The organism is Pseudomonas lalkuanensis, from assembly GCF_008807375.1.
GTDB classification, from domain to species: domain Bacteria; phylum Pseudomonadota; class Gammaproteobacteria; order Pseudomonadales; family Pseudomonadaceae; genus Metapseudomonas; species Metapseudomonas lalkuanensis.
Genome location: NZ_CP043311.1, coordinates 2,755,931 through 2,775,608 on the forward strand (window position 1 = coordinate 2,755,931; position 19,678 = coordinate 2,775,608).

General features: G+C 63.6%; 18 protein-coding genes. 11 read left to right on the top strand and 7 right to left on the bottom strand.

Going from position 1 to position 19,678, the window contains the following annotated elements:
• The first annotated feature begins 383 nt into the window (after window positions 1–383).
• Window positions 384–2,018 (top strand): mechanosensitive ion channel family protein, encoded by a 1,635-nt coding sequence (locus FXN65_RS12830; RefSeq protein ID WP_394351294.1) that lies wholly within the window; start codon window positions 384–386, stop codon window positions 2,016–2,018.
• Between the two features lie 142 nt (window positions 2,019–2,160).
• Window positions 2,161–2,667 (top strand): DUF3015 domain-containing protein, encoded by a 507-nt coding sequence (locus tag FXN65_RS12835; protein ID WP_151133572.1) that lies wholly within the window; start codon window positions 2,161–2,163, stop codon window positions 2,665–2,667.
• Between the two features lie 162 nt (window positions 2,668–2,829).
• Here the strand turns inward: FXN65_RS12835 and FXN65_RS12840 are convergent, their stop codons facing one another.
• From FXN65_RS12840 to FXN65_RS12850, 3 genes are all read right to left on the bottom strand, one after another.
• On the bottom strand, window positions 2,830–4,116 hold the full coding sequence (locus FXN65_RS12840; protein WP_151133573.1) for an OmpP1/FadL family transporter: 1,287 nt from the start codon (window positions 4,114–4,116) through the stop codon (window positions 2,830–2,832).
• A gap of 105 nt (window positions 4,117–4,221) precedes the next feature.
• A complete protein-coding gene (locus FXN65_RS12845) occupies window positions 4,222–6,150 on the bottom strand; it encodes an alkyl/aryl-sulfatase (RefSeq protein ID WP_212632335.1) in 1,929 nt (642 codons plus the stop codon).
• A gap of 423 nt (window positions 6,151–6,573) precedes the next feature.
• Complete coding sequence (locus FXN65_RS12850) at window positions 6,574–7,590, bottom strand: AraC family transcriptional regulator (protein WP_151133574.1); 1,017 nt, start codon at window positions 7,588–7,590, stop codon at window positions 6,574–6,576.
• 95 nt (window positions 7,591–7,685) lie between these two features.
• Between FXN65_RS12850 and FXN65_RS12855 the strand changes: the two genes are divergently transcribed.
• From FXN65_RS12855 to FXN65_RS12865, 3 genes are read left to right on the top strand one after another with little or no spacing between them, the layout of a single operon-like run.
• Window positions 7,686–9,272, top strand: a complete 1,587-nt coding sequence (locus FXN65_RS12855) for a GMC family oxidoreductase (RefSeq protein WP_151133575.1) — start codon at window positions 7,686–7,688, stop codon at window positions 9,270–9,272.
• Between the two features lie 20 nt (window positions 9,273–9,292).
• Complete coding sequence (locus tag FXN65_RS12860; RefSeq protein ID WP_151133576.1) at window positions 9,293–11,272, top strand: alkyl/aryl-sulfatase; 1,980 nt, start codon at window positions 9,293–9,295, stop codon at window positions 11,270–11,272.
• Window positions 11,269–11,787 (top strand): hypothetical protein, encoded by a 519-nt coding sequence (locus tag FXN65_RS12865; protein ID WP_151133577.1) that lies wholly within the window; start codon window positions 11,269–11,271, stop codon window positions 11,785–11,787. Before FXN65_RS12860 ends, FXN65_RS12865 begins: the two co-directional genes overlap by 4 nt.
• 105 nt (window positions 11,788–11,892) lie before the next feature.
• Here FXN65_RS12865 and FXN65_RS12870 read toward each other — a convergent pair whose 3' ends face one another.
• Both FXN65_RS12870 and FXN65_RS12875 read right to left on the bottom strand, forming a co-directional pair.
• Window positions 11,893–12,276, bottom strand: coding sequence for a COG4315 family predicted lipoprotein (locus tag FXN65_RS12870; protein WP_151133578.1), 384 nt, complete (start codon window positions 12,274–12,276; stop codon window positions 11,893–11,895).
• A gap of 281 nt (window positions 12,277–12,557) precedes the next feature.
• Window positions 12,558–12,983 (bottom strand): MerR family transcriptional regulator, encoded by a 426-nt coding sequence (locus tag FXN65_RS12875; RefSeq protein WP_151133579.1) that lies wholly within the window; start codon window positions 12,981–12,983, stop codon window positions 12,558–12,560.
• Window positions 12,984–13,104: 121 nt separating this feature from the next.
• On the opposite strand from FXN65_RS12875, the gene FXN65_RS12880 reads away from it, so the two are divergent.
• Both FXN65_RS12880 and dapF read left to right on the top strand, forming a co-directional pair.
• A complete protein-coding gene (locus tag FXN65_RS12880; RefSeq protein ID WP_151133580.1) occupies window positions 13,105–14,340 on the top strand; it encodes an NADH:flavin oxidoreductase/NADH oxidase family protein in 1,236 nt (411 codons plus the stop codon).
• Window positions 14,341–14,444: 104 nt separating this feature from the next.
• On the top strand, window positions 14,445–15,242 hold the full coding sequence (gene dapF, locus FXN65_RS12885; RefSeq protein WP_151133581.1) for a diaminopimelate epimerase: 798 nt from the start codon (window positions 14,445–14,447) through the stop codon (window positions 15,240–15,242).
• A 108-nt stretch (window positions 15,243–15,350) separates the two neighbouring features.
• Here the strand turns inward: dapF and FXN65_RS12890 are convergent, their stop codons facing one another.
• Window positions 15,351–15,662: a hypothetical protein gene (locus FXN65_RS12890; protein ID WP_151133582.1), complete on the bottom strand. Its 312-nt coding sequence runs from the start codon at window positions 15,660–15,662 to the stop codon at window positions 15,351–15,353.
• A 215-nt stretch (window positions 15,663–15,877) separates the two neighbouring features.
• Window positions 15,878–16,369 carry a GNAT family N-acetyltransferase gene (locus tag FXN65_RS12895; RefSeq protein WP_151133583.1) on the bottom strand — a complete coding sequence of 164 codons (492 nt, stop codon included), beginning with the start codon at window positions 16,367–16,369 and terminating at the stop codon, window positions 15,878–15,880.
• 229 nt (window positions 16,370–16,598) lie between these two features.
• On the opposite strand from FXN65_RS12895, the gene FXN65_RS12900 reads away from it, so the two are divergent.
• The 4 genes from FXN65_RS12900 (at window position 16,599) to FXN65_RS12915 (ending at window position 19,652) form a co-directional block, all read left to right on the top strand.
• The gene (locus tag FXN65_RS12900; RefSeq protein WP_151133584.1) at window positions 16,599–16,841 is read left to right on the top strand and encodes a hypothetical protein; all 243 of its coding nucleotides are present in this window, start codon (window positions 16,599–16,601) and stop codon (window positions 16,839–16,841) included.
• 189 nt (window positions 16,842–17,030) lie between these two features.
• Window positions 17,031–17,240 (top strand): hypothetical protein, encoded by a 210-nt coding sequence (locus FXN65_RS12905; protein ID WP_151133585.1) that lies wholly within the window; start codon window positions 17,031–17,033, stop codon window positions 17,238–17,240.
• A 215-nt stretch (window positions 17,241–17,455) separates the two neighbouring features.
• A complete protein-coding gene (arcD, locus tag FXN65_RS12910) occupies window positions 17,456–18,919 on the top strand; it encodes an arginine-ornithine antiporter (RefSeq protein WP_151138780.1) in 1,464 nt (487 codons plus the stop codon).
• Between the two features lie 70 nt (window positions 18,920–18,989).
• A complete protein-coding gene (locus FXN65_RS12915) occupies window positions 18,990–19,652 on the top strand; it encodes a VIT1/CCC1 transporter family protein (RefSeq protein WP_151133586.1) in 663 nt (220 codons plus the stop codon).
• Window positions 19,653–19,678: the final 26 nt, after the last annotated feature.

A 19,678-nucleotide genomic window follows, 5' to 3' on the forward strand; every position in this document is an offset into this window, starting at 1 on the left:
CAGAAAATCTGGTGTTGCTGACAGAACTCCAATTTCTGTCAGAAATTTCTGACCCTGAGCCTATCCACGAGATAAACGAAAATCCAGCCCACTTGTCGTTCCTGTGACAGGAATGTGTGCCTATTGCGGGCCTTCTGAAAGATTTCTGTGACGTGCTGGGAATTTCCTGTGCACCTTTCTGGCGTCAGAAAATTCGTACGGAGATCACCTTTGTGAATGCCGGCATCGGGAGCTGTTGAAGTCCTGCGCGCCATCCTCTTCCGGTTGGCATGCATCCGTCCGCTGACCCGCATCGAACTGGTCTAGGCTGCATCTGGCCGGCCCCGCGCTGCAGGTACAGCGCAGACCTGGCAGACACCGAAGCGATAGGCGGAGCACGATGCATGGGTAAACGGATCTACGGGTGGGGCGCCACGATTTTCTGGGTTCTTTCGATGGCGCTTGGCGTCGCGCAGGCGGCGATGGAGGAGACCGAGCCGGTAGCGGCGGCCCCCGCCGAGCTGAAGATCGCCAATCGCAGCATCTTCGTCTTTCGCGGCACCATCCTCGGCGAGTCCCCGGAGGCCCGCGTCAGCCGTGCCCGCGCGGTGATCGGCGAAATGCTCGACGGCACCGAGGAGCCCAAGGTCGGGCTGGATACCATCCAGGACAGCTACCTGGTGTTGCTGGGCGACCGCCGTGCCTTCATCGTTTCGCCGAAGGACGTCGACGCAACCGCGGGCGATGTGCGCGAGGCGGCCGAAGACGCGGCGCAGCGTCTGCGGCAGGTGGTGGCGGAGTCCGCCGAGGCCCGCAGCCTGCGCTTCCTGCTCACCGCCGGTGGCTACTCGGTGCTGGCCACCTTGCTCTACCTGGGGCTGTTGCGGCTGCTGACGCGGGGTCACCAAAAGGCGCTGGCCTGGTTGCCCAAGCGCATGCGCAAGCACACCAGCGCACTGAAGATCGGCCAGACGCAACTGGTGGACTCCAGCAACCTGTTTCCGCTGGTGCGGCGCCTGCTGGCCCTGGTCTACTGGGCCGTGGTGTTGCTGCTCACCTATGAATGGCTGAGCTTCGTGCTGCAGCGTTTCCCCTATACGCGGCCCTGGGGCGAGAGCCTCAACCAGTACCTGATCGAACTGGTGCGCTACCTGCTGGATGCGGTGGTCAGCGCCATCCCTGGCCTCATCATCGCCCTGCTGATCTTCTTCATCGCGCGGGGCTTCAGCGCCTTCGTCAAACGCCTGCTGGGGCGGCTCTCCAGACCCGGCACCATCAAGTGGCTCAACGATGAAACACTGCAGCCCACCACCCGGCTGACCTCCCTGGCCATCTGGCTGTTCGCGCTGGCCATGGCCTACCCGTACCTGCCCGGTGCCGGCACGGAAGCCTTCAAGGGGCTGTCGGTGCTGATCGGCCTGATGATTTCCCTGGGAGCATCCAGCGTGGTGGGGCAGGCCGCCGCCGGGCTGATCGTCACCTACACCCGTACCCTGCGGCCGGGCGAGTACGTGCGCATCGGCGACAACGAAGGCACGGTCACCGAACTCGGCATGTTCACCACCAGCATCCGCACCGGCCTGGGCGAGGTGCTGACCATTCCCAATTCCATGATCACCGGCTCGGTGACGCGCAACTATTCCCGCGTGGTGCAAGGCGTCGGCTACGTCGTGGATACCACCGTGACCATCGGCTACGACACGCCCTGGCGCCAGGTGGAGGCCATGCTGCTGGAAGCCGCACGGCGCACGCCCGGCATCCTGCAATTGCCCCGGCCACAGGTGTTCCAGACCGCGCTGTCGGACTTCTACCCCGAGTACAGGCTGGTGGCCCAGGCCGTGCCCAGCGAACCGCGTCCACGCGCCGAACTGCTGACCATGCTGCACGCCAATATCCAGGACGTGTTCAACGAGTACGGCGTCCAGATCATGTCGCCGCACTACCTGGGAGACCCCTCCCACGAGAAGCTGGTGCCCCGGGAGAACTGGTATGCGGCGCCGGCCAGGGCGCCGGAACAAAAGCAGGATGGCGAGTTCTGAAGCCTCTGCGGGTGAAGCTGGACGAACTCGGATTTGAAAGAGCCGCCAGCGTCGCCTAGACATTCTGGTAGCCGCGTGTCGTTCAGTGGGGAAGTCGTCCGAACGCGCGCCCATGAAGTTCAATGACCAAGGAACACAGGACATGACCAAAAAACTGATTGGCAAAGCGCTGATCCTCGGCCTGCTGGGCGCAGCCGGCGTTATGGCCCAAGCCGCCGAGGGTAAAGGCGGTGGTTGCGGCTGGGGCAACATGGTGTTCGACGGCCAGCGTGGCCTGGCTCCGCACCTGCTGGCCACCACCACCAACGGCACCTCGGGCAACGCCACCTTCGGCCTGACCTCCGGTACCAACGGCTGCGACTCCAGCGTGACCATCCGCTATGGCGGCCGTTCGCTGTTCGCCATGAACGGCATGCTCGACAACATCGCCGAAGACATGGCCCAGGGCCAGGGTGAGGCGCTGGATGCCTATGCCACCCTGCTGGGTATCGAACAGGGCGACCGCGCCCACTTCGCCCAGGTCGCCCAGGCCAACTTCTCCAGCATCTTCGCCACCCCTGACGCCACCGGTGATCAGGTGCTCGCCAATACCCTGGAGGTGATGAGCCGCGACCAGCAGCTGGCCCGCTACGTCAAGCAGCCGAGCTGATACCACGGATACGCGAAAATGCCCTCTTCGGAGGGCATTTTTTTGGGGTGGCGGAAAACTGTAGGAGCGAGCTCTGCTCGCGAAGAGCTCCGTTCCGTTGGGCCTCGTACCTCGGACCAACCTACGGCAGGACTGCGTCCTGCCTGGCGAATGAATTCAGCCTCAGAAGCGCCACACTGCGCCGCCGCCGATAGCGTGGATGGCGGCGTTCTCGTAGGTGCCCGAGAGGGTGGTGCCCGAGCGGCGCTTGGTCTGGTCCACCTCCATGTCGCCCAGCCAGATCAGGGTGTAGGCCAGGTGCAGGTCGAGCCCTTCTTCCACGGTGTAATTGACGCCCGTGGCGAACCGCCAGGTCTCCGCTGTGGGCAGGTCCACGGTGCGGTCGCTGTCGTCGACCATGGAGCTGTCGTAGGCCACCCCCATGTTCCAGCGCACCTGGCGCGAGAGCTGGTATTGCGCGCCCACGGAGACGTGCCAGGTGTCCTTGTACTGGCGGTCGACCGAACGGCTGGCGTCGACGTTGTCCGCATCCACCTCGACGCCGATCTTGCCGAACTGGCTCCACTGCTGCCAGCCAAGGCTGGAGAGCAGCTTCCATTGCGAGTCCAGGTCGTAGGCGGCACTCAGCAGCACCGTCTGCGGCACCTCCATGTCCACTTCCAGGTCGTTCACGTTGATGCGGTTCAGCGCCACGTTCAGCAGCGGATTGCTGATGTCGTCCAGCTTCGGACGATCCTTGAATTCCAGGTCCACCTTGCTGGTGTAGGCGAGGCCCAGCACGGTGCGTTCGTTCAGGCGGTAGAGCAGCCCCAGGTTCACCCCGGTGCCGACGTCGGTGTCCTTGTACTCCAGCTGGCCATCGGGCCGGTCCGCCAGCCCCAGCAGGTTGTTGTTGATGCCCACTTCGGTGCGGTAGTAGGCGTACATCAGGCGCGGCCCGATGCCCACGGAAAGGTCGTCGGTGATCTTGTAGGCGTAGGTCGGCTGCAGCGATACGCCGATGATGGCTGCCTCCTGGGTGAAGTAGCGGCCGGCCCAGTCGTCGTCATAGTCCAGCGCCAGGCCGAAGTTGCCATAGCTGCCAAAACCGATGCTGGAACGCTCGTCGAGCTGATGGCTGATGAAGAAGCTGGCGCCCGGCAGGTACTGCAGGGCATTACCGCCTTCATTGCCGTCGAACTGGTTGCCGCTGTCTCGGGAAAAACGGATATGGCCCAGCAGCACCTGGCCGTTGGCGTTGATCTGGGTGCCGGGTAGTTGGGAAAGGCCCGCAGGGTTGTTCATCAGCACGCTGGGGTCGGTGGCCAGGGCTGCAGCACCGGCATTGGCAAGGCCCATGCCTTCCTGGCCCGCCTCGTAGATGAAGATGCCGCCAGCCCGGGCGACTTCCGAGACCAGGCCGAGGGCGAGCAGGCAGGTGAGACGAGGCAGATGGCTGGAATGAGTCATGGAGCATCCTTCTCTTCGAATCGATCCTGGTGCGGGGAGGACCGGAATCACTCAATAAGGCGGGGAGGGCAAGGCAAGCCTTCTGGCTTGCCTTGCCCCGGGTTGCTACGGCGTGACGATGTTGAACCAGAAGTCGAACTCATCCAGGTACGACACGAGTTCTTCCAGCTTGCCTTCGGCGCCACTGACCTTGATGTCACCCTTGGCAATCGCATCCTTCAGCGTGGTTTCCTTCAGGACGATCTTGTTCAGGGTGTCGCGGGTCAAGGTGACGGTGGCATCGGCATCCTTGGCCTGGACACCTTCGGTGTGGTTGAGCACACCGTGCACCATTTCCAGGGCGTACTTCTGCTTGAGATCGGTGAAGTCGACGTTGAGGGTGATCTTCTTGCCCTCGGCTTTCGGCCCGTTCAAGCGCATGGCCAGGAAATCGAAGAACAGGTCCAGGTCCATCGCCCGCACGGTATCCGGGCTGGCGGTGTTGGGCGTGGGCAGCTTGGCGACGCCGTTACGCAGTTCCTGGGCACCGGTGAGGTAGAAGTTGCGCCACGGTCCGCTTTCAGCCTGGTAACCCAACTGTTCCAGTGCATCGGCCTGCAGGTTCTTCGCTGCCTGGTTGCCCGGATTGGCGAAGACCACGTGGTTCACCACCTCGGCGACCCAGCGGTAGTCGCCCTTGTCGTAGTACTCCTTGGCCTTCTTCAGCACGGCGTCCTCGCCGCCCATCATGTCCACGTAACGCTTGGCCTGCTCCTCCGGCGGCCATTCGTTCAGCGTGGCCGGGTTACCGATGAACCAGCCCAGGTGGAGCACATAGGTGGCCTTCACGTTGTGGTTCAGCGAGCCGTAGTAACCGCGGTTGGAGAACTTGCTGGCGATTTCCTTCGGCAGTTTCACCTGCTCGCCGATCTCCGTCATGGTGTAGCCCTTGTTGGCCAGACGCAGGGTCTCGTCGTTGATGTAGCGGTACATGTCGCGCTGCGAAGACAGCTGCTCACGCACCTCCTTGTTCCCCCAGACCGGCCAGTGGTGCATGGCGTACATCACCTGGACGTCGTCGCCCCAGAGTTTGATCGCCTCGTTGAGGTACTTCGACCAGGGCAGCGGTTCGCGGATCTTGGCGCCGCGCAGCGAGTAGGTGTTGTGCAGGGTGTGGGTCGAGTCCTCGGCCGTGTTGAGGGCCTTTTTCTCCTTGATGTAATAGAGCATCTCGGCCGGTGCCTCGCTGCCAGGGGCATAGAGGAACTCGTAGGTCAGGCCGTCGATCACGTGCTTCTCGCCGGTCTTCTGGATGATGTCGGTGGGCGGAATCAGCGTCACCGTACCGGCCGAGGTGGTCGTGCCCAGGCCCGCACCCAGCTGGCCTTCAGGGCTCGGCGGCAGCAGGTTGCCGTACATGTAGCTGGCGCGGCGGCTCATGGCGGTACCGGCCATCACGTTCTCGGCCACGGCATGCTCCAGGAAGCCGAGCGGTGCGTAGATCTTCACCTTGCCGGCCTTCACGTCGGCCTCGTCCACCACACCGCGCACGCCACCGTAGTGGTCCACGTGACTGTGGGTGTAGATGACCGCTACCACCGGCTTCTTCGGCCGATGCTTGTAGTAGAGGTCCAGCGCCGCCTTGGCGGTTTCCGAGGAAATCAGCGGGTCCATGATGGTGATCCCGCTCTTGCCCTCGACGATGGTCATGTTAGACAGGTCGTAGTTGCGCACCTGGTAGATGCCATCGGTGACTTCGAAAAGGCCGGAGATGTTGATCAGCTGGGATTGCCGCCAGAGGCTCGGGTTGGTGGTGTCAGGCGCCGCTTCGCCTTCCTTGATGAAGGCGTACTTGGCCGGGTCCCAGATCATGTTGCCCTGGGCGCCCTTGATCGGCTCACTCGGCAGCGGGGCGATGAAACCCTTGTGGGCCAGCTCGAAAGAAGTCTTGTCGTTGAACGGCAGCTCAGTCATCAACGCGGCGTTGGCCGCCTTGGTGGCGTCAGTCGCGGGCTTGGGCTTGTCCGCTGCCATCGCATTCGCAGAAAGGGCCATTGCGGCGACCAGAGAACACAAAGTGCTGGCCATTCTGGATGGGGTGGCGTTTTTGATGGCAAGGGAAATGGTCGCTGGTTGGGTGTGTGGCGTCATACACAAGCTCCTTCTTCGTGGGGACCGCCGTACCGTGAACGGTAACTACCAGCAGGTAGAAATGTAGTGCGCTTTCATGGGGCGTCTAGAAATTGCAGTTTTTTGACGGGGAAAATCCGCCCGGCGGTGGCTTGTATCTTGGGGCTTTTCAGTCGGTTCCGTGGGCCGAAATGGCAGCCGTGTAGAGCGATGGTTGTAGGGAAGAAGAAGGGGCAACTGCGTTGTCTATCGCGAATGAATTCGCCCCAACAGAAAAGCGCTTGGCCTTCGTCGCAGCGGAGGATGGGTTGAGCGAAGCGATACCCATCAATCATCCCCGTGGCGTTTTCACTCGACCGTCAGGCGCTGTTCGAGCAATTGCCGGCGGCGGGCGCTGGGCGTCATGTCGAACCAGCGGCGGCAGGCGCGGTTGAACACGCTCTGCTCGCTATAGCCGAGCATGCCGGCGACCTGCGTCATGGGGATGTCGCGCTGGACCAGGTAGAAATCGGCGCGCTCGCGGCGGATGTCTTCCACCAATACTTCGAAGGTGCGCCCCAGTTCGGCCAGTTGCCGTTGCAGAGTGCGCTCGTGCAGGCCGAGCTGTTCTGCCACCAGTGGCAGGCGGCATTGCTGCGTCGGCAGCAGGCGCTGTACCAGGCGGCGGATCTGGTCCAGCAGGTCGGGAGAGTCCAGGTGGTGGATCTGGCTGAGGTACTGCTCCAGGGCGCGGTGCATGGCCGGTTCATGGCGTTCGATGCGCTGGGCCAGTTGGCGCTCGGTGATCACCAGGGCGTTGCAGGGCTGGCCGAGGTAGGTCTCGCAGCCGAAGTGACGACGGTAGCGCGACAGCGGGAGCGGGCTGCTGCCCGACAGCAGCACCGCCCTGGCGCTGAAGGTGGGGCCGCAGAGCAGCTTCATGGTGCTCTGCGCCACGCCCATGGCCAGTTCCACCATTTGCCGCTGGGGGCCGGGCATGCGCAGTTCGATGACCAGACGCGGCGCATCCGGCTCGCTGCGGTCCAGGTCCAACTGGATGCCGGAGCTGTGGTAGCCGATGAAACGGACGATCTCCGTCAGTGCGTGGCCCACCGTTTCCGCGTTACGCGCGATCAGTGCGATTGGGCCGAGCACGGCGAGGTTCTGGTAGTCGGACATGCGCAGGCCGAAATCAGCGCAGTGCAGCTCCTCGGCGGCACTTTCCAGCAGGGCGATGAGCGAGCGGAAGGGCACTCGTGCGTCTTCGTCGTCCAGCAACTCCGGGCGGATGCGAAAGCGGGCGAGGAGCGGATGCGGGTCTTGCCCGAGTTGGGTGACGAGCTCGCGGAAGCCGCCGAACGAAGTGGTTCTGATGAAAGGTTCCATGTCGTCAAAAATCAATTAACTGTCAGGAAATGTCAATTTTTGTTCCTTGACCTCGGCGAAGAATTCCCGGGCTACTCGCCACTTCGGAGCGTCCCATGGAATTCGATTACATCGTCGTCGGCGCCGGTTCGGCCGGCTGCGTGCTGGCCAACCGGCTGAGTGCCGATCCCGCAGTATCCGTGTGCCTGCTCGAAGCGGGGCCGCGCGACTGGTCGCCGCTGGTTCATGCGCCGGCCGGCGTCGCCGCCATCCTGCCCACGCGTCACGTCAACTGGGCCTTCGACACGGTGCCCCAGCCCGGACTGGGCGGCCGTCGCGGGTACCAGCCGCGCGGCAAGGTGCTCGGCGGCAGCAGCTCGATCAACGGCATGATCTACATCCGTGGCCACCAGAGCGACTACGACGAATGGGCCGCCCTGGGTAATGCCGGCTGGTCCTTCAACGAGGTGCTGCCGTATTTCCGCAAGAGCCAGATGCACCATCGCGGCGCCAGCGAGTTCCATGGTGGCGACGGCGAACTCTACGTCGGCCAGATCGAAGCACACACTGCAACTCGAGCCTTCATCGAGGCCGGACAGAAGGCTGGCTACCGCTATAACGACGACTTCAACGGCGCCGAGCAGGAAGGCATCGGCCAATACGACGTAACCATTCGCGAAGGCCGTCGCTGGAGCACGGCCACGGCCTTCCTCACGCCCATTCGTGGCTCCCGCAGCAACCTCACCGTACTGACGGGCGCTTATGCCGAGCGCATCCTGCTGCAGGGCAAGCGGGCCACTGGCGTGCAGGTGCGCGTCAAGGGGCGTTCGCAGAACCTCAAGGCCCGCCGGGAGGTGCTGGTAGCCGCCGGTGCCTTCGGCAGCCCGCAGTTGCTCATGCTTTCCGGCATCGGTCCGGAATCCGAACTCAAGCCCCAGGGCATTCCCGTGCAGCATGAGCTGCCGGGCGTGGGGCAGAACCTGCAGGATCATCCTGACGTGGTGCTCGGCTACCAGAGCACTGACAACTCGCTGATGGGCTATTCCCTGGGCGGCAGCCTCAAGCTGGGCGCTGCGCTGGTGCAGTACCTGGCGTCGCGTCGTGGTGCGCTGGCCACCAACTTTGCCGAGGCGGGCGGCTTTCTCCGGACCCGTCCGGAGCTGGTTCGCCCGGATGTCCAGTTGCACTCGGTGGTCAGCCTGCTCGACGACCACAACCGCAAGTTGCACTGGGGCCACGGCTTCAGCTGCCACGTTTGTGTGCTGCGGCCCAAGAGCATCGGCAGCGTGGGTCTGCAGTCATCCGATCCAGCCGCGCCGCCGCGCATCGACCCGAACTTCCTGGGCCATGACGATGACGTACAGACCCTGCTCAAGGGCTACCGCATGGCCCGCGAGATCGTCGCCCAGGCGCCGATGGCGCGCTTCGGCCTGAAGGACAAGTTCAGCGACGGCCTGCACAGTGATGAACAGCTGATCGAGCTGCTGCGCAGGCGCACCGACTCCATCTACCACCCCGTGGGCACCTGCCGCATGGGCAACGACGAGCACGCGGTGGTGGACAGCCAGCTGCGCGTGCATGGTACCCAGGGCCTGCGGGTCGTGGATGCCTCGATCATGCCGACCCTGGTCGGCGGCAATACCAACGCGCCCACCATCATGATCGCCGAGCGAGCGGCGGAGTGGATCGCGAGCGGCCAATAACAACAATGAGGAAGCAACAGATGCACCTGTCCCTGAAACGAATTTCTGCCGCCGGGCTCAGCCTGGCACTGCTTGCCAGCGCAGTCGCCCAGGCGGCGCCGGTACCCGCCAAGCCGGCCAGCGAAGCAACCCGTGCGGCCAACCGGGCCGTGCTGGACAAGCTGCCTTTCGCCGATCGCCAGGACTTCGCCAACGCCGAGCGGGGCTTCATCGCCAAGCCCGACACCCTGACCATCAAGGATGCCAACGGCAAGGTGGTCTGGGACCTGGAGAGCTACAAGCAGTACATCGCGCAGGACAGGCCGGCGCCCGATACGGTCAACCCGAGCCTCTGGCGCATCGCCCAGTTGAACGTGGAGTACGGCTTGTACAAGGTCAGTGACCGCATCTATCAGGTGCGCGGCTATGACGTGTCGAACATCACCTTCATCCAGGGCGACAGCGGCTGGATCGTGTTCGACCCGCTGCTCAGCGAGGAAACCGCCAAGGCCGCCTATGACCTGGTGAGCCAGCACCTGGGCAAGAAGCCGGTGGTGGGCGTGGTCTACAGCCACTCGCACATCGACCACTTCGGCGGGGTGCGCGGCATCGTCGACGAAGCGGACGTGAAGGCCGGCAAGGTCAGAATCGTCGCTCCCGAAGACTTCTCCGAGTTTGCGGTGAGTGAAAACGTCATCGCCGGCAACGCCATGGCCCGTCGCGCGGTGTACATGTTCGGCGCGCTGCTGCCGCGCAACCCCCAGGGCAGCGTTGGCTCTGGCCTCGGGCTCACCGTGTCGGCCGGCACCACGACCCTGATCCAGCCCACCGAGTTCGTCACGAAGACGGGCCAGGAAGTGACCATCGACGGCGTCGAGATGGTGTTCCAGATGACGCCGGGTACCGAGGCTCCGGTGGAGATGCACACCTGGTTCCCGCAATTCAAGGCGCTGTGGATGGCGGAGAACACCACCAATACCCTGCACAACGTCCTCACCCTGCGCGGGGCGCAGGTGCGCGATGCGCTGCAGTGGTCCAAGTACATTGGCGAGGCCCAGGCACTGTATGGCGACCAGGCCGAGGTGAAGTTCCAGAGCCACCACTGGCCGCTGTGGGGCAAGGCCGAGATCCAGGATTACCTGAAGAAGCAGCGCGCGCTGTACAAGTACATCCACGACCAGACCGTGCACATGATGAACCAGGGCATGACCGGTGAAGAGATCGCCGAGGCGATCAAGCTGCCGCCGGAACTGGAAGCCTTCTGGCCGGGGCGTGGCTACTACGGCACCCTCAAGCACAACGCCAAGGCGGTCTACCAGCGCTACATGGGCTGGTACGACGGCAACCCGGTCAACCTGGACAAGCTGCCGCCGCAACCGGCGGCCAAGAAATACGTCGAATACATGGGCGGTTCCGCCGCTGTGCTGAAACGCGCGCGGGCCGACTTCGACAAGGGTGAGTACCGCTGGGTGGCCGAGGCGACCAAGCAGGTGGTGTTCGCCGAACCGGACAACGTTGAAGCGAAGAACCTGATGGCCGATGCCTTCGAGCAGATGGGCTACCAGGCCGAGTCCGGTCCCTGGCGTTCGGTCTATCTGCAGGGGGCCTACGAGCTGCGCAATGGTGTGCCCAGCATGGGCAGCACGGTGACCGCCAGCCCGGACGTGATCCGCGCCATGACCCCGGAAATGCTCTTCGACTACCTGGCGGTGCGTCTCAACGGCGAGCGGGCGGCAGGCAAGAAGCTGGTGCTCAACTTCAACTTCACCGACCTGGGCCAGAGCTACGCCGTCACCGTGGAGAACGCCGTGCTCACCTACGAGCCCAAGGCCAGCGACAAGGCGGACGTCGGCCTGACCATGAGCAAGGGCACGCTGGAAGACATCCAGTTGGGCAGGGCCACCCTGGAGCAGAAGGTGACGTCCGGCGAGTTGAAGTTCGACGGTCGCCAGCAGGCATTCGGCGAGTTCATGGGGCTGATGGACAAGTTCGACTTCTGGTTCGACATCGTCACGCCATGAGGCTCGCGACCTTCAGCCTGGCGGCGCTGCTGTGCGGCGCCGCCCCGGCCAGCCTCGCGTGCGGCTACGACGGCATGGCAATGGACCTGGCCCTGGCTCACCCGGCGTCGCTGGAGGTGTCCCTGGCCATCCACCGGGCTTACCAGGACAAGCTGATGGCGCCGCCGCTGCCATTGCCCGGAGCCTTTGGCATGCGCCGCGCGCTGAAGGCGATGGACCGCCTGGCTGCCATGCTGCCAGCCGATGGCGAGCGCTTCAGCCTGTTGCTGGTGGAACCGGGGTTGTGGACGCGGTTCGAGAAACGCGATGGCCACTGGCAGCCGACGCCGCACACAACCGGCCCCGCCGAGGGTGAGGACGTGGTGATCGTGGGTGAGGGTGCATTGCTGGCGATGCTCGGAGGGAAGCTGAGTACCCGGCAGGCGCTGGAGCATGGCCTGCTGCATGTTGAAGGCGGCACGCAGCAGGCCGGGCTCTGGCAATCAGTTGATCTCAGTCACGGTACCCGGCAGTAGGGTGAGCCATGCGCACCTGGGGCAGCGGGCCTGTTTCCCGGTGCGCGCGGCGCACCCTGTGGGTCGGGGATCTTCCTTATGGTTTCCCCGCGGAAATCAGCCCGATCAGGGCTTGGCCACATGCCAGACCTGATTCACGCCATCTCCCGTGGTGTCGCCGGGCCTGGTGTCCTTGACCCAGGTGTAGAGCGGCTTGCCCAGGTAGGCCCATTGGCGGCTGCCATCCTGGCGGACGACGACGCTGTAGCCGTTCCCTTCTTTCGCATTGGCCGGGGCCATGAAGGGCGGCCAGTTCCTGGCGCACTGGTCATTGCAGGCGGACGTGCCATCGGCGTCCTTGTCGAAGGTGTAGAGCGTCATGCCCCGCTCATCGGCCAGAGTCGGACCAAGTGCGGTGGCGACCGCCTTGGTCGGGGCATCGGCCAGGACCACATGGGACAGGCCGCAAAGGCTCAGGGCAACGGCAGGAACCAGCATTCTCTTCAGCATGGTGAGTCTCTCTCGTCAGGGGGGCGATCCGGCAATCGCCAATGGGCATGAGTGCGTGAAGCTGTGGCGGACGGGTCTGTAGCGCGGCAAGGAACCCGTGACTGCGGAGGAGAGACGACCCACGAGCGGGTTTATTCCCTGCCCTGAGTAGAAAGATCGAAGGCGGTTACGCCCGAAGCGACCTGGCATGCAGAGACGGGCAGGGTGCGCCGTGCGTTCCGGCGGATTATTGCGGTGCCAGGGGCAGGCACCGGAATCGGTGCGCATGGAGCACCCTACGATCAGCCATTGGCTGCATTCCCCCGGCGCTCCCGCATTCCGGCGAGCACGCGCTGGGCGTTTTCCTCGCAGCCCATGCCCTCGGGCTTGCCCTCGATATCGGCGATGAGGGCCAACAATTGCGCGCGGTTTTGCGTCAGGCGCTCCTGCAGGGCGTCGATTTCGACGACCTTGCGGCGAAGGCTTTCCAGCAGGCGATCATGGTGGCCGCCGGGCTCGTTCGGGGCGGGCATGAGATTGCGCATTTCCTCAAGGCTGAATCCGGCCTGCTGGCCGCAGGTAATCACCTCCAGCGTGTGCAACGCCTCCTCGGGATAATCGCGATAGCCGTTGCCCAGGCGCTGGGCGCTGATCAGGCCGCTGGCTTCATAGAACCGGATGCGCGATGCGGTCAGGCCACTGCGGCGGGCGAGTTCGCCGATCTTCATTGAATGAAACTCCTCTATTGACCTTAAGGTTGACTTTAACCTTAGGCTCTCCGTAACCCAACCGCGCCGTCGTTCAGCGATCTCCCATCCGACGCACGGCGCCAACCTTCCGGAGAGCCTCATGTCGCCCTTCCAGCCCCTGCAGTTGCCCAATGGCGCCGTCATTCCCAACCGCATCGCCAAGGCGGCGATGGAAGAGAACCTCGCCAATCAGGACCAGACCCCATCGAACCAGTTGCTGCGTCTCTACCAGGCCTGGGCCGAGGGTGGTGCCGGGCTGCTGCTGACCGGCAACGTGATGGTGGACGCCCGCGCGATGACCGGGCCCGGCGGCGTGGTGCTGGAGGAAGGCCAGCCGTTGGAGCGCTTCCGCGAATGGGCACGAATCGGCCGTGCGCAGGGCGCGCAGTTCTGGATGCAGATCAACCATCCCGGCCGACAGATGCAGGCCAATCTTGGCCAGCCCACAGTCGCGCCTTCCGCCGTGGCACTGGAGATGGGCGGGCTCTCCAGGATGTTCCCGGTGCCCCGCGCACTGAGTGAGGACGAGATCGCCGAGCTGATCCGGCGTTTCGCCCGCACGGCAGCATTGGCCGAGCAGGCGGGTTTCAGCGGCGTGCAGGTGCATGCCGCCCACGGCTACTTGCTGAGCCAGTTCCTGTCGCCCCTGAGCAATCGCCGCCAGGACCGCTGGGGCGGTTCCATCGAGAACCGCGCGCGCCTGCTGCTGGAGGTGGTGAAGGCCGTACGTGCCGAGGTTTCTCCGAGTTTTTGCGTGGCCGTGAAGCTGAATTCTGCGGACTTCCAGCGCGGTGGCTTCGAGACGAACGACGCGCGTCAGGTGGTGCTCTGGCTCAACGAGCTTTCCGTGGACCTGGTGGAGCTTTCCGGCGGCAGTTACGAGGCGCCGGCCATGCAGGGCGATGCACGTGACGGCCGTACCCTGGCCCGCGAAGCCTACTTCCTGGAGTTCGCCGAGGAGATCGCCACCATCGCGCGCATGCCGGTGATGGTCACCGGTGGCATCCGCCGCCTGCCAGTGGTGGAGCAGGTGCTCTCGGGCGGTGTGGCAATGGCAGGCATCGCTACCGCGCTGGCGGTCAATCCGGCGCTGCCGAACCTCTGGCAGTCAGGCGAGGAGCAGGCCAGCGCGGAATTGCCGTCGATCCGCTGGAAGCGCAAGGCCCTTGCCGCGCTGGCCTACATGTCCCTGGTGAAGCACCAGATGCGTCGCCTGGCCGACGGCACCCATCCAGAGCCGGAGGCCTCGCCGCTGCGGACGTTGCTGCAGGAACAGTGGAGCACCTTTCGTCGTGCGCGGCAGTACCGGCGGATGATGAGCAGCCGGGCGGGTTGAGGCGCCCGGGCAAGAGGGCGGATGGACTCATGGGAAAGGCGCTTGTTCGCAGCATCCGGCTTGCCTAAGCTCGGTGCCCTCTGCGAACGGAGGCCTCAGTCATCATGGAATTCATCAAGTACCACGCTGCCAGTAACGATTACCTGGTTTACACGGGCGCGCTGCCCTTCGGCCTTTCTTCGGCGGAGATCTCGAGAACCTGCGACCGGCACAGGGGATTGGGAGCCGACGGTATTCTCGTGCCGGTGCTCGCGCCGGCCGAAATGCCTTCGGTGATCATCTACAACACCGACGGCTCCCAGGCTGAGAAAAGCGGCAATGGGCTGCGAATCTTCTGCCGCTTTCTCTGGGATCGTGGCCATGTGTCGGCAGGAGAATTCCAGGTGCGTACCGCTGGCGGTGTGGTGTCGTGCCAGGTCCTGGACGAAGGCCGGAGCGTTGCCATCCACATGGGGCGTGCCCAGTTTCCCGACAAGGACTTGCCGGAATTGACTGTCGAGGGGCGTGCGCTTCAGCTGAATCCGGTTTCCATGGGAAATCCTCACTGTGTGATCTTCGTCCAGCAGCCCGATGAGCTGGTCGCGCGCTCGCTGGGCCCGATCATCGAACACCTCGAACACTTTCCGAACCGCACCAATGTGCAGTTCGTCCAGGTGATCGACCGCAACAACCTGGAGGTCCGCATCTGGGAGCGCGGAGTGGGTTATACGCAGTCCTCGGGTACCAGCAGTTGTGCGGCGGCGGCAGTCAGTCGGCGGCTGGGGCTGGTCGATCCCGAGGTGAATGTTCATATGCCGGGCGGAGTAATCCAGATCGTTCTGGATGACGATTACGAGATCCTGATGCAAGGGCCGGTGTGCCGTGTGGGCAGCTACAGCCTGGATCCGGAGTGCCTGGTCTGATCCGGACATGAGGGGCGGCGCCGCGGCTTCGATCGGAACCGTGCCATGCCGGAGTCGATCGCCGAAGCGGTGCGCGTGGCGCACCCAGCAGGGGGGGAGTAAGGGAGGTCACCTGGCGGGGCGTTCGATCCTTTTCTTGCGGCCCCTGATCGGCTCGATCTGCCAGGTTGCAACGATCTCTTCACCGTACTCGGCCACCCAGGCCCGGTAGGTCAGGTTGCGGCAGACCCGCACCTGTATGGACTGCAGCGTGTACGGATTGAGATAGGTCTTCAGGGGTTGGGGCGTCGGACCGGGAATCACCCGCCGGGTGTTTCGATCCAGCATGGCGAGCAGCTGCGATCGGCTGATGTCGTATTCACGCATCAGCGTATGGACGGCGGAGATGAATTGGCGGTCAATTTCGGAGAGGGCAGGCATGGGCATCCTCCTGAAAAACGCTGCCACAGCGACACGGAACGCCATGGCAGCTAGGGGAACATCATGCGTTGCACTCTAGAGTGTAGGCCTGTTCATGGGTTATCCGCGCCCGACACCTTGCAGTGCAGGGGCGCCACGTTCGGCACGCGCGGCGAGGATTGGCGTTTCCCGATGGCGGGGATCACATGCTTCGCCCAATATGGCGGCCGTTCGGGTCAGCCGATGGCCTTGGACATTTCCGCGCTGGCCGCCCAGCCCAACTCTTCATATACCGGCCTGCCGGCCTGGGTCGCGTGCAGCACGGCAAAGCTCACGCCACGATGAGCAAACTCGGCTTCCGCCAACTTCATGAGTGCCGATGCCAGGCCCCGGCGTCGATAGCCAGGGTCGACGAAGACGTTGAGCACATAGCCGCGCTGGTCCTGGCTTGGATGGGCGGGGTGCGGAGGCCATTCGATGTTCATGAGGCCTATCGCCGCCACGGGCTGCCCATCGTCCAGCAGGGCAAAGCCGTAGTAACGGCCATCTGCCAGGCGCTGATGCAGCCAGGGCCGGAAGTGCTCGGTCATCACCTTCAGTTCCGACGGAACGCCTCCCGCCTCGAGGAACATGGTTTGGCGATGTATGCAGATCATCTGAAGGTCACCCAGCTCCAGCCGACGCACCTTCAATCCTGAAAAATCAATGTCCCCGGGAATCTCGTTCATCGCACGGCCCTGCCTGTTCGGAGCGATCGATGCTAGGGCGGGGGAGAGGTGACGGGTAGGTGCAGATCGCAAGCAAAATTTCCATACAGCTGCGGCGCTCCGCACGCTTTTGCCGGCCCGAACCGGAGGGACTAATCTGCACCGATGGATGAGGCGTGCCGCGGTCTCGTCACATCCTACGAAAGCGACGTTTGGCGCCAGGAGCCAGTCCTTGCGCATGAGGTGAGCAATGGATCGAGAAACCTTGGCCGTGCTGGCCGATCTGATCGAGCGAGCCGCCACCGCACTTGAAACCCATGGTTTCGCAAGGGAAAGCATCGTGTTGGCAAATCCCACTCGTGAGCTGATTCTGCTTGCCGGGGAGTTCCTGGTGGAGCAGGCCGCAGACAGGTTCCCGGTGCTTGATCCGTATGTGGCGTCGAGTACGGATGGCACCATTACGCTGGTGCTGGATATTCAGAAAACCAGGTGATCTCCAGCCTTGCCGTCAAGCAACTGCGCAACGATCCAACACCCTGGCAAACCGCGCGTGCGCATGGCGCCCCCGACCTGAGCTCCATCCCGCCCGCTGATGCAAACGGCGATACAGGCTGCTGCCTCCAACTTGCTGGCTACACTCAAATCGATTCGTCAGTGCTTCTCCAGAAATTGGGAGGGCCAAGTGGAGCGAGTGATCGAGCAGGCCACCGTGCAGGACAAACCTGCATGGCTGGTTCATGCCTGTGGCATGACGTTCAGTTTTCATGACGAGGCTTCCGCCTTGGCTTTCGTGACCAAGCTGGAGGAGCGAGTTGACGCGCCTCACCAGTTTTCAGCGGAAACGGTGAAGCATTGGGCGGCTGAGCATTATCACTTGCTGCGAGGCTCATAGCGTTCCCGGAGATTCGAAAGGCAGTGCCCGGCTGCGGGGTGCGAGTTGGATCGAACCAGCTCCCAGCAGAGATTCAAGCAGTCTGTTCGGTGGCGGGGACCACGTGAAGGGTCATGCTGTGCGGTAGCGACCATTTCCAGTTGGCCGGCCATTCAATTGAGCGATGCCAATTCGGCAAGGAGCTTTACATGGTCGATTCCACCAGCAATGTGCAGATGGGTAAGCAGGCTGAACCCGGCAAACAGACACAGGTTGCCGCCTCCAGCGATAAATTGAAGGTCGGTGCGCTGATCGCCCTGGTCGTCGGCTCGATGGTTGGCGGCGGAATCTTCTCTCTTCCACAGAACATTGCGGCGAGCGCCAGCGCCGGCGCCACCCTGATCGGCTGGCTGATCACCGGGGTCGGCATGCTGATGCTGGCCTTCGTCTTCCAGACCCTCGCCAACCGCAAGCCCAAGCTCGATGGCGGTGTGTATGCCTACGCCAAGGCCGGGTTCGGCGACTACATGGGCTTTTCTTCGGCCTGGGGCTACTGGATCAGCGCCTGGATCGGCAACGTCAGCTACATGGTGCTGCTGTTCAGCACCCTGGGCTTCTTCTTCCCCATGTTCGGTGAGGGCAACACGCTGCCGGCGATCATTTGCGCCTCGCTGCTGCTGTGGTTCCTGCATTTCCTGGTGCTGCGCGGGATCAAGGAGGCGGCTTTCATCAACACCCTGACCACCATCGCCAAGATGGTGCCGCTGGCGCTGTTCATCGTCATTTGCGCCATCGCCTTCAAGCTCGATGTGTTCACCACCGATTTCTGGGGCGCGGGCAACAGTGACCTGGGCACGGTGATGAACCAGGTGCGCAACATGATGCTGGTCACCGTATGGGTGTTCATCGGCATCGAGGGCGCGAGCATCTTCTCCGCCCGCGCCGAGAAGCGCAGTGATGTCGGCAAGGCCACGGTGGTCGGCTTCGTCGGCGTGCTCCTCCTGCTGGTGCTGGTCAACGTGCTGTCCCAGGGCATCCTCGCCCAGGCCCAGCTCTCCGGACTGAAGAACCCATCCATGGCCGGGGTGCTGGAGAGCGTGGTCGGCCATTGGGGCGCCGTCCTCATCAGCGTCGGGTTGATCGTCTCCCTGGCGGGTGCGCTGCTGTCCTGGACCCTGCTGTGTGCCGAGATACTGTTTGCCAGTGCCCGCGACCACACCATGCCGGAGTTCCTGCGCAAGGAGAACGCCAACCAGGTGCCGGTCAATGCCTTGTGGCTGTCAAACGGGCTGATCCAGCTGTTCCTGATCATCACCCTGTTCAACAGCTCCACCTACCTCAGCCTGCTGTACCTGGCCACATCGATGATCCTGGTGCCGTACTTCTGGTCTGCCGCCTATGCCTTGCTGCTGGCCTGGCGTCATGAAACCTACGAGCAGGCTCCTGGCGAACGTGGCAAGGACCTGCTGATCGCCCTGATCGCCGTGCTCTATGCCGTATGGCTGGTGTACGCGGCCGGGGTGCAGTACCTGCTGCTGTCGGCGCTGCTCTATGCGCCCGGGGCCATCCTGTTCGCCAAGGCGAAACGCGAACTCGGGCAGCCAGTGTTCACCTCGGTGGAGAAGGTGATCTTCCTGGTGGTACTGATCGGTGCGCTGATCGCGGGTTATGGCCTGTACAGCGGCTTCCTCAGCCTCTGATTGCGGGGCTCCCATGGCGGACGGCGTTGCGCGTCCGCCTTGACCGGTTCGAATTACCAGGGAGATCGCCATGGACAAACCCGGAGATGAATCCCGGCATGGAGTGCTCGACCCCGTGGACCGCGCGACCGAAGTGATTTTCGGACTGCTGATGGCCATGACCTTCATCGGCTCGCTGAGCGTAGCCACCTCGGGCCGTGAAGAGGCGCGGACCATGCTGATCGCGGCCTTTGGCTGCAATCTCGCGTGGGGTCTGGCCGATGCCGTGATCTACCTGCTGCGTACCTGGACGGAGCGTACCCGTAGCCGAACGCTCATGGCCCGCTTGCAGGGGGACGCCGGCCCGGACAAGGGCCGGGCCCTGATCGCCGATGCCCTGCCACCGCGGATTGCCGAGGCGGCGGACCCGGATGGACTCGAGATGCTGCGTTTGCGCCTGCTGCTCAACGCCGAAAAGCCCTTTCGCCCGCGGCTGGACTTCGAAGACATCAAGGGTGCGTTGGGCACCTTCCTGCTGGTGGTGCTGGCGACCTTTCCTCCGGTGATTCCGTTCCTGCTGATCGATACCACCGCGCTGGCAATCCGTACGTCCAACCTGGTGGCCCTGGGGATGCTGTTCCTCAGTGGGTGGTTGCTGGCTCGCTACTCCGGCGGCAACACCTGGGCAACGGGTGCGGCATTGGCGTTGGTGGGAACCGCGTTGCTCTTCGCGATCATTGCGTTGGGCGGGTGATGAGTCAGTTGGGCGCGGGCACCAAT

Excerpts from the sequence above, each read along its gene's own strand:
- FXN65_RS12830 (WP_394351294.1), top strand. The coding sequence starts at position 384 with ATGGGTAAACGGATCTACGGGTGGGGCGCCACGATTTTCTGGGTTCTT.
- FXN65_RS12835 (WP_151133572.1), top strand. The coding sequence starts at position 2,161 with ATGACCAAAAAACTGATTGGCAAAGCGCTGATCCTCGGCCTGCTGGGC.
- FXN65_RS12840 (WP_151133573.1), bottom strand. The coding sequence starts at position 4,116 with ATGACTCATTCCAGCCATCTGCCTCGTCTCACCTGCCTGCTCGCCCTC.
- FXN65_RS12845 (WP_212632335.1), bottom strand. The coding sequence starts at position 6,150 with ATGGCCCTTTCTGCGAATGCGATGGCAGCGGACAAGCCCAAGCCCGCG.
- FXN65_RS12850 (WP_151133574.1), bottom strand. The coding sequence starts at position 7,590 with ATGGAACCTTTCATCAGAACCACTTCGTTCGGCGGCTTCCGCGAGCTC.
- FXN65_RS12855 (WP_151133575.1), top strand. The coding sequence starts at position 7,686 with ATGGAATTCGATTACATCGTCGTCGGCGCCGGTTCGGCCGGCTGCGTG.
- FXN65_RS12860 (WP_151133576.1), top strand. The coding sequence starts at position 9,293 with ATGCACCTGTCCCTGAAACGAATTTCTGCCGCCGGGCTCAGCCTGGCA.
- FXN65_RS12865 (WP_151133577.1), top strand. The coding sequence starts at position 11,269 with ATGAGGCTCGCGACCTTCAGCCTGGCGGCGCTGCTGTGCGGCGCCGCC.
- FXN65_RS12870 (WP_151133578.1), bottom strand. The coding sequence starts at position 12,276 with ATGCTGAAGAGAATGCTGGTTCCTGCCGTTGCCCTGAGCCTTTGCGGC.
- FXN65_RS12875 (WP_151133579.1), bottom strand. The coding sequence starts at position 12,983 with ATGAAGATCGGCGAACTCGCCCGCCGCAGTGGCCTGACCGCATCGCGC.
- FXN65_RS12880 (WP_151133580.1), top strand. The coding sequence starts at position 13,105 with ATGTCGCCCTTCCAGCCCCTGCAGTTGCCCAATGGCGCCGTCATTCCC.
- dapF (WP_151133581.1), top strand. The coding sequence starts at position 14,445 with ATGGAATTCATCAAGTACCACGCTGCCAGTAACGATTACCTGGTTTAC.
- FXN65_RS12890 (WP_151133582.1), bottom strand. The coding sequence starts at position 15,662 with ATGCCTGCCCTCTCCGAAATTGACCGCCAATTCATCTCCGCCGTCCAT.
- FXN65_RS12895 (WP_151133583.1), bottom strand. The coding sequence starts at position 16,369 with ATGAACGAGATTCCCGGGGACATTGATTTTTCAGGATTGAAGGTGCGT.
- FXN65_RS12900 (WP_151133584.1), top strand. The coding sequence starts at position 16,599 with ATGGATCGAGAAACCTTGGCCGTGCTGGCCGATCTGATCGAGCGAGCC.
- arcD (WP_151138780.1), top strand. The coding sequence starts at position 17,456 with ATGGGTAAGCAGGCTGAACCCGGCAAACAGACACAGGTTGCCGCCTCC.
- FXN65_RS12915 (WP_151133586.1), top strand. The coding sequence starts at position 18,990 with ATGGACAAACCCGGAGATGAATCCCGGCATGGAGTGCTCGACCCCGTG.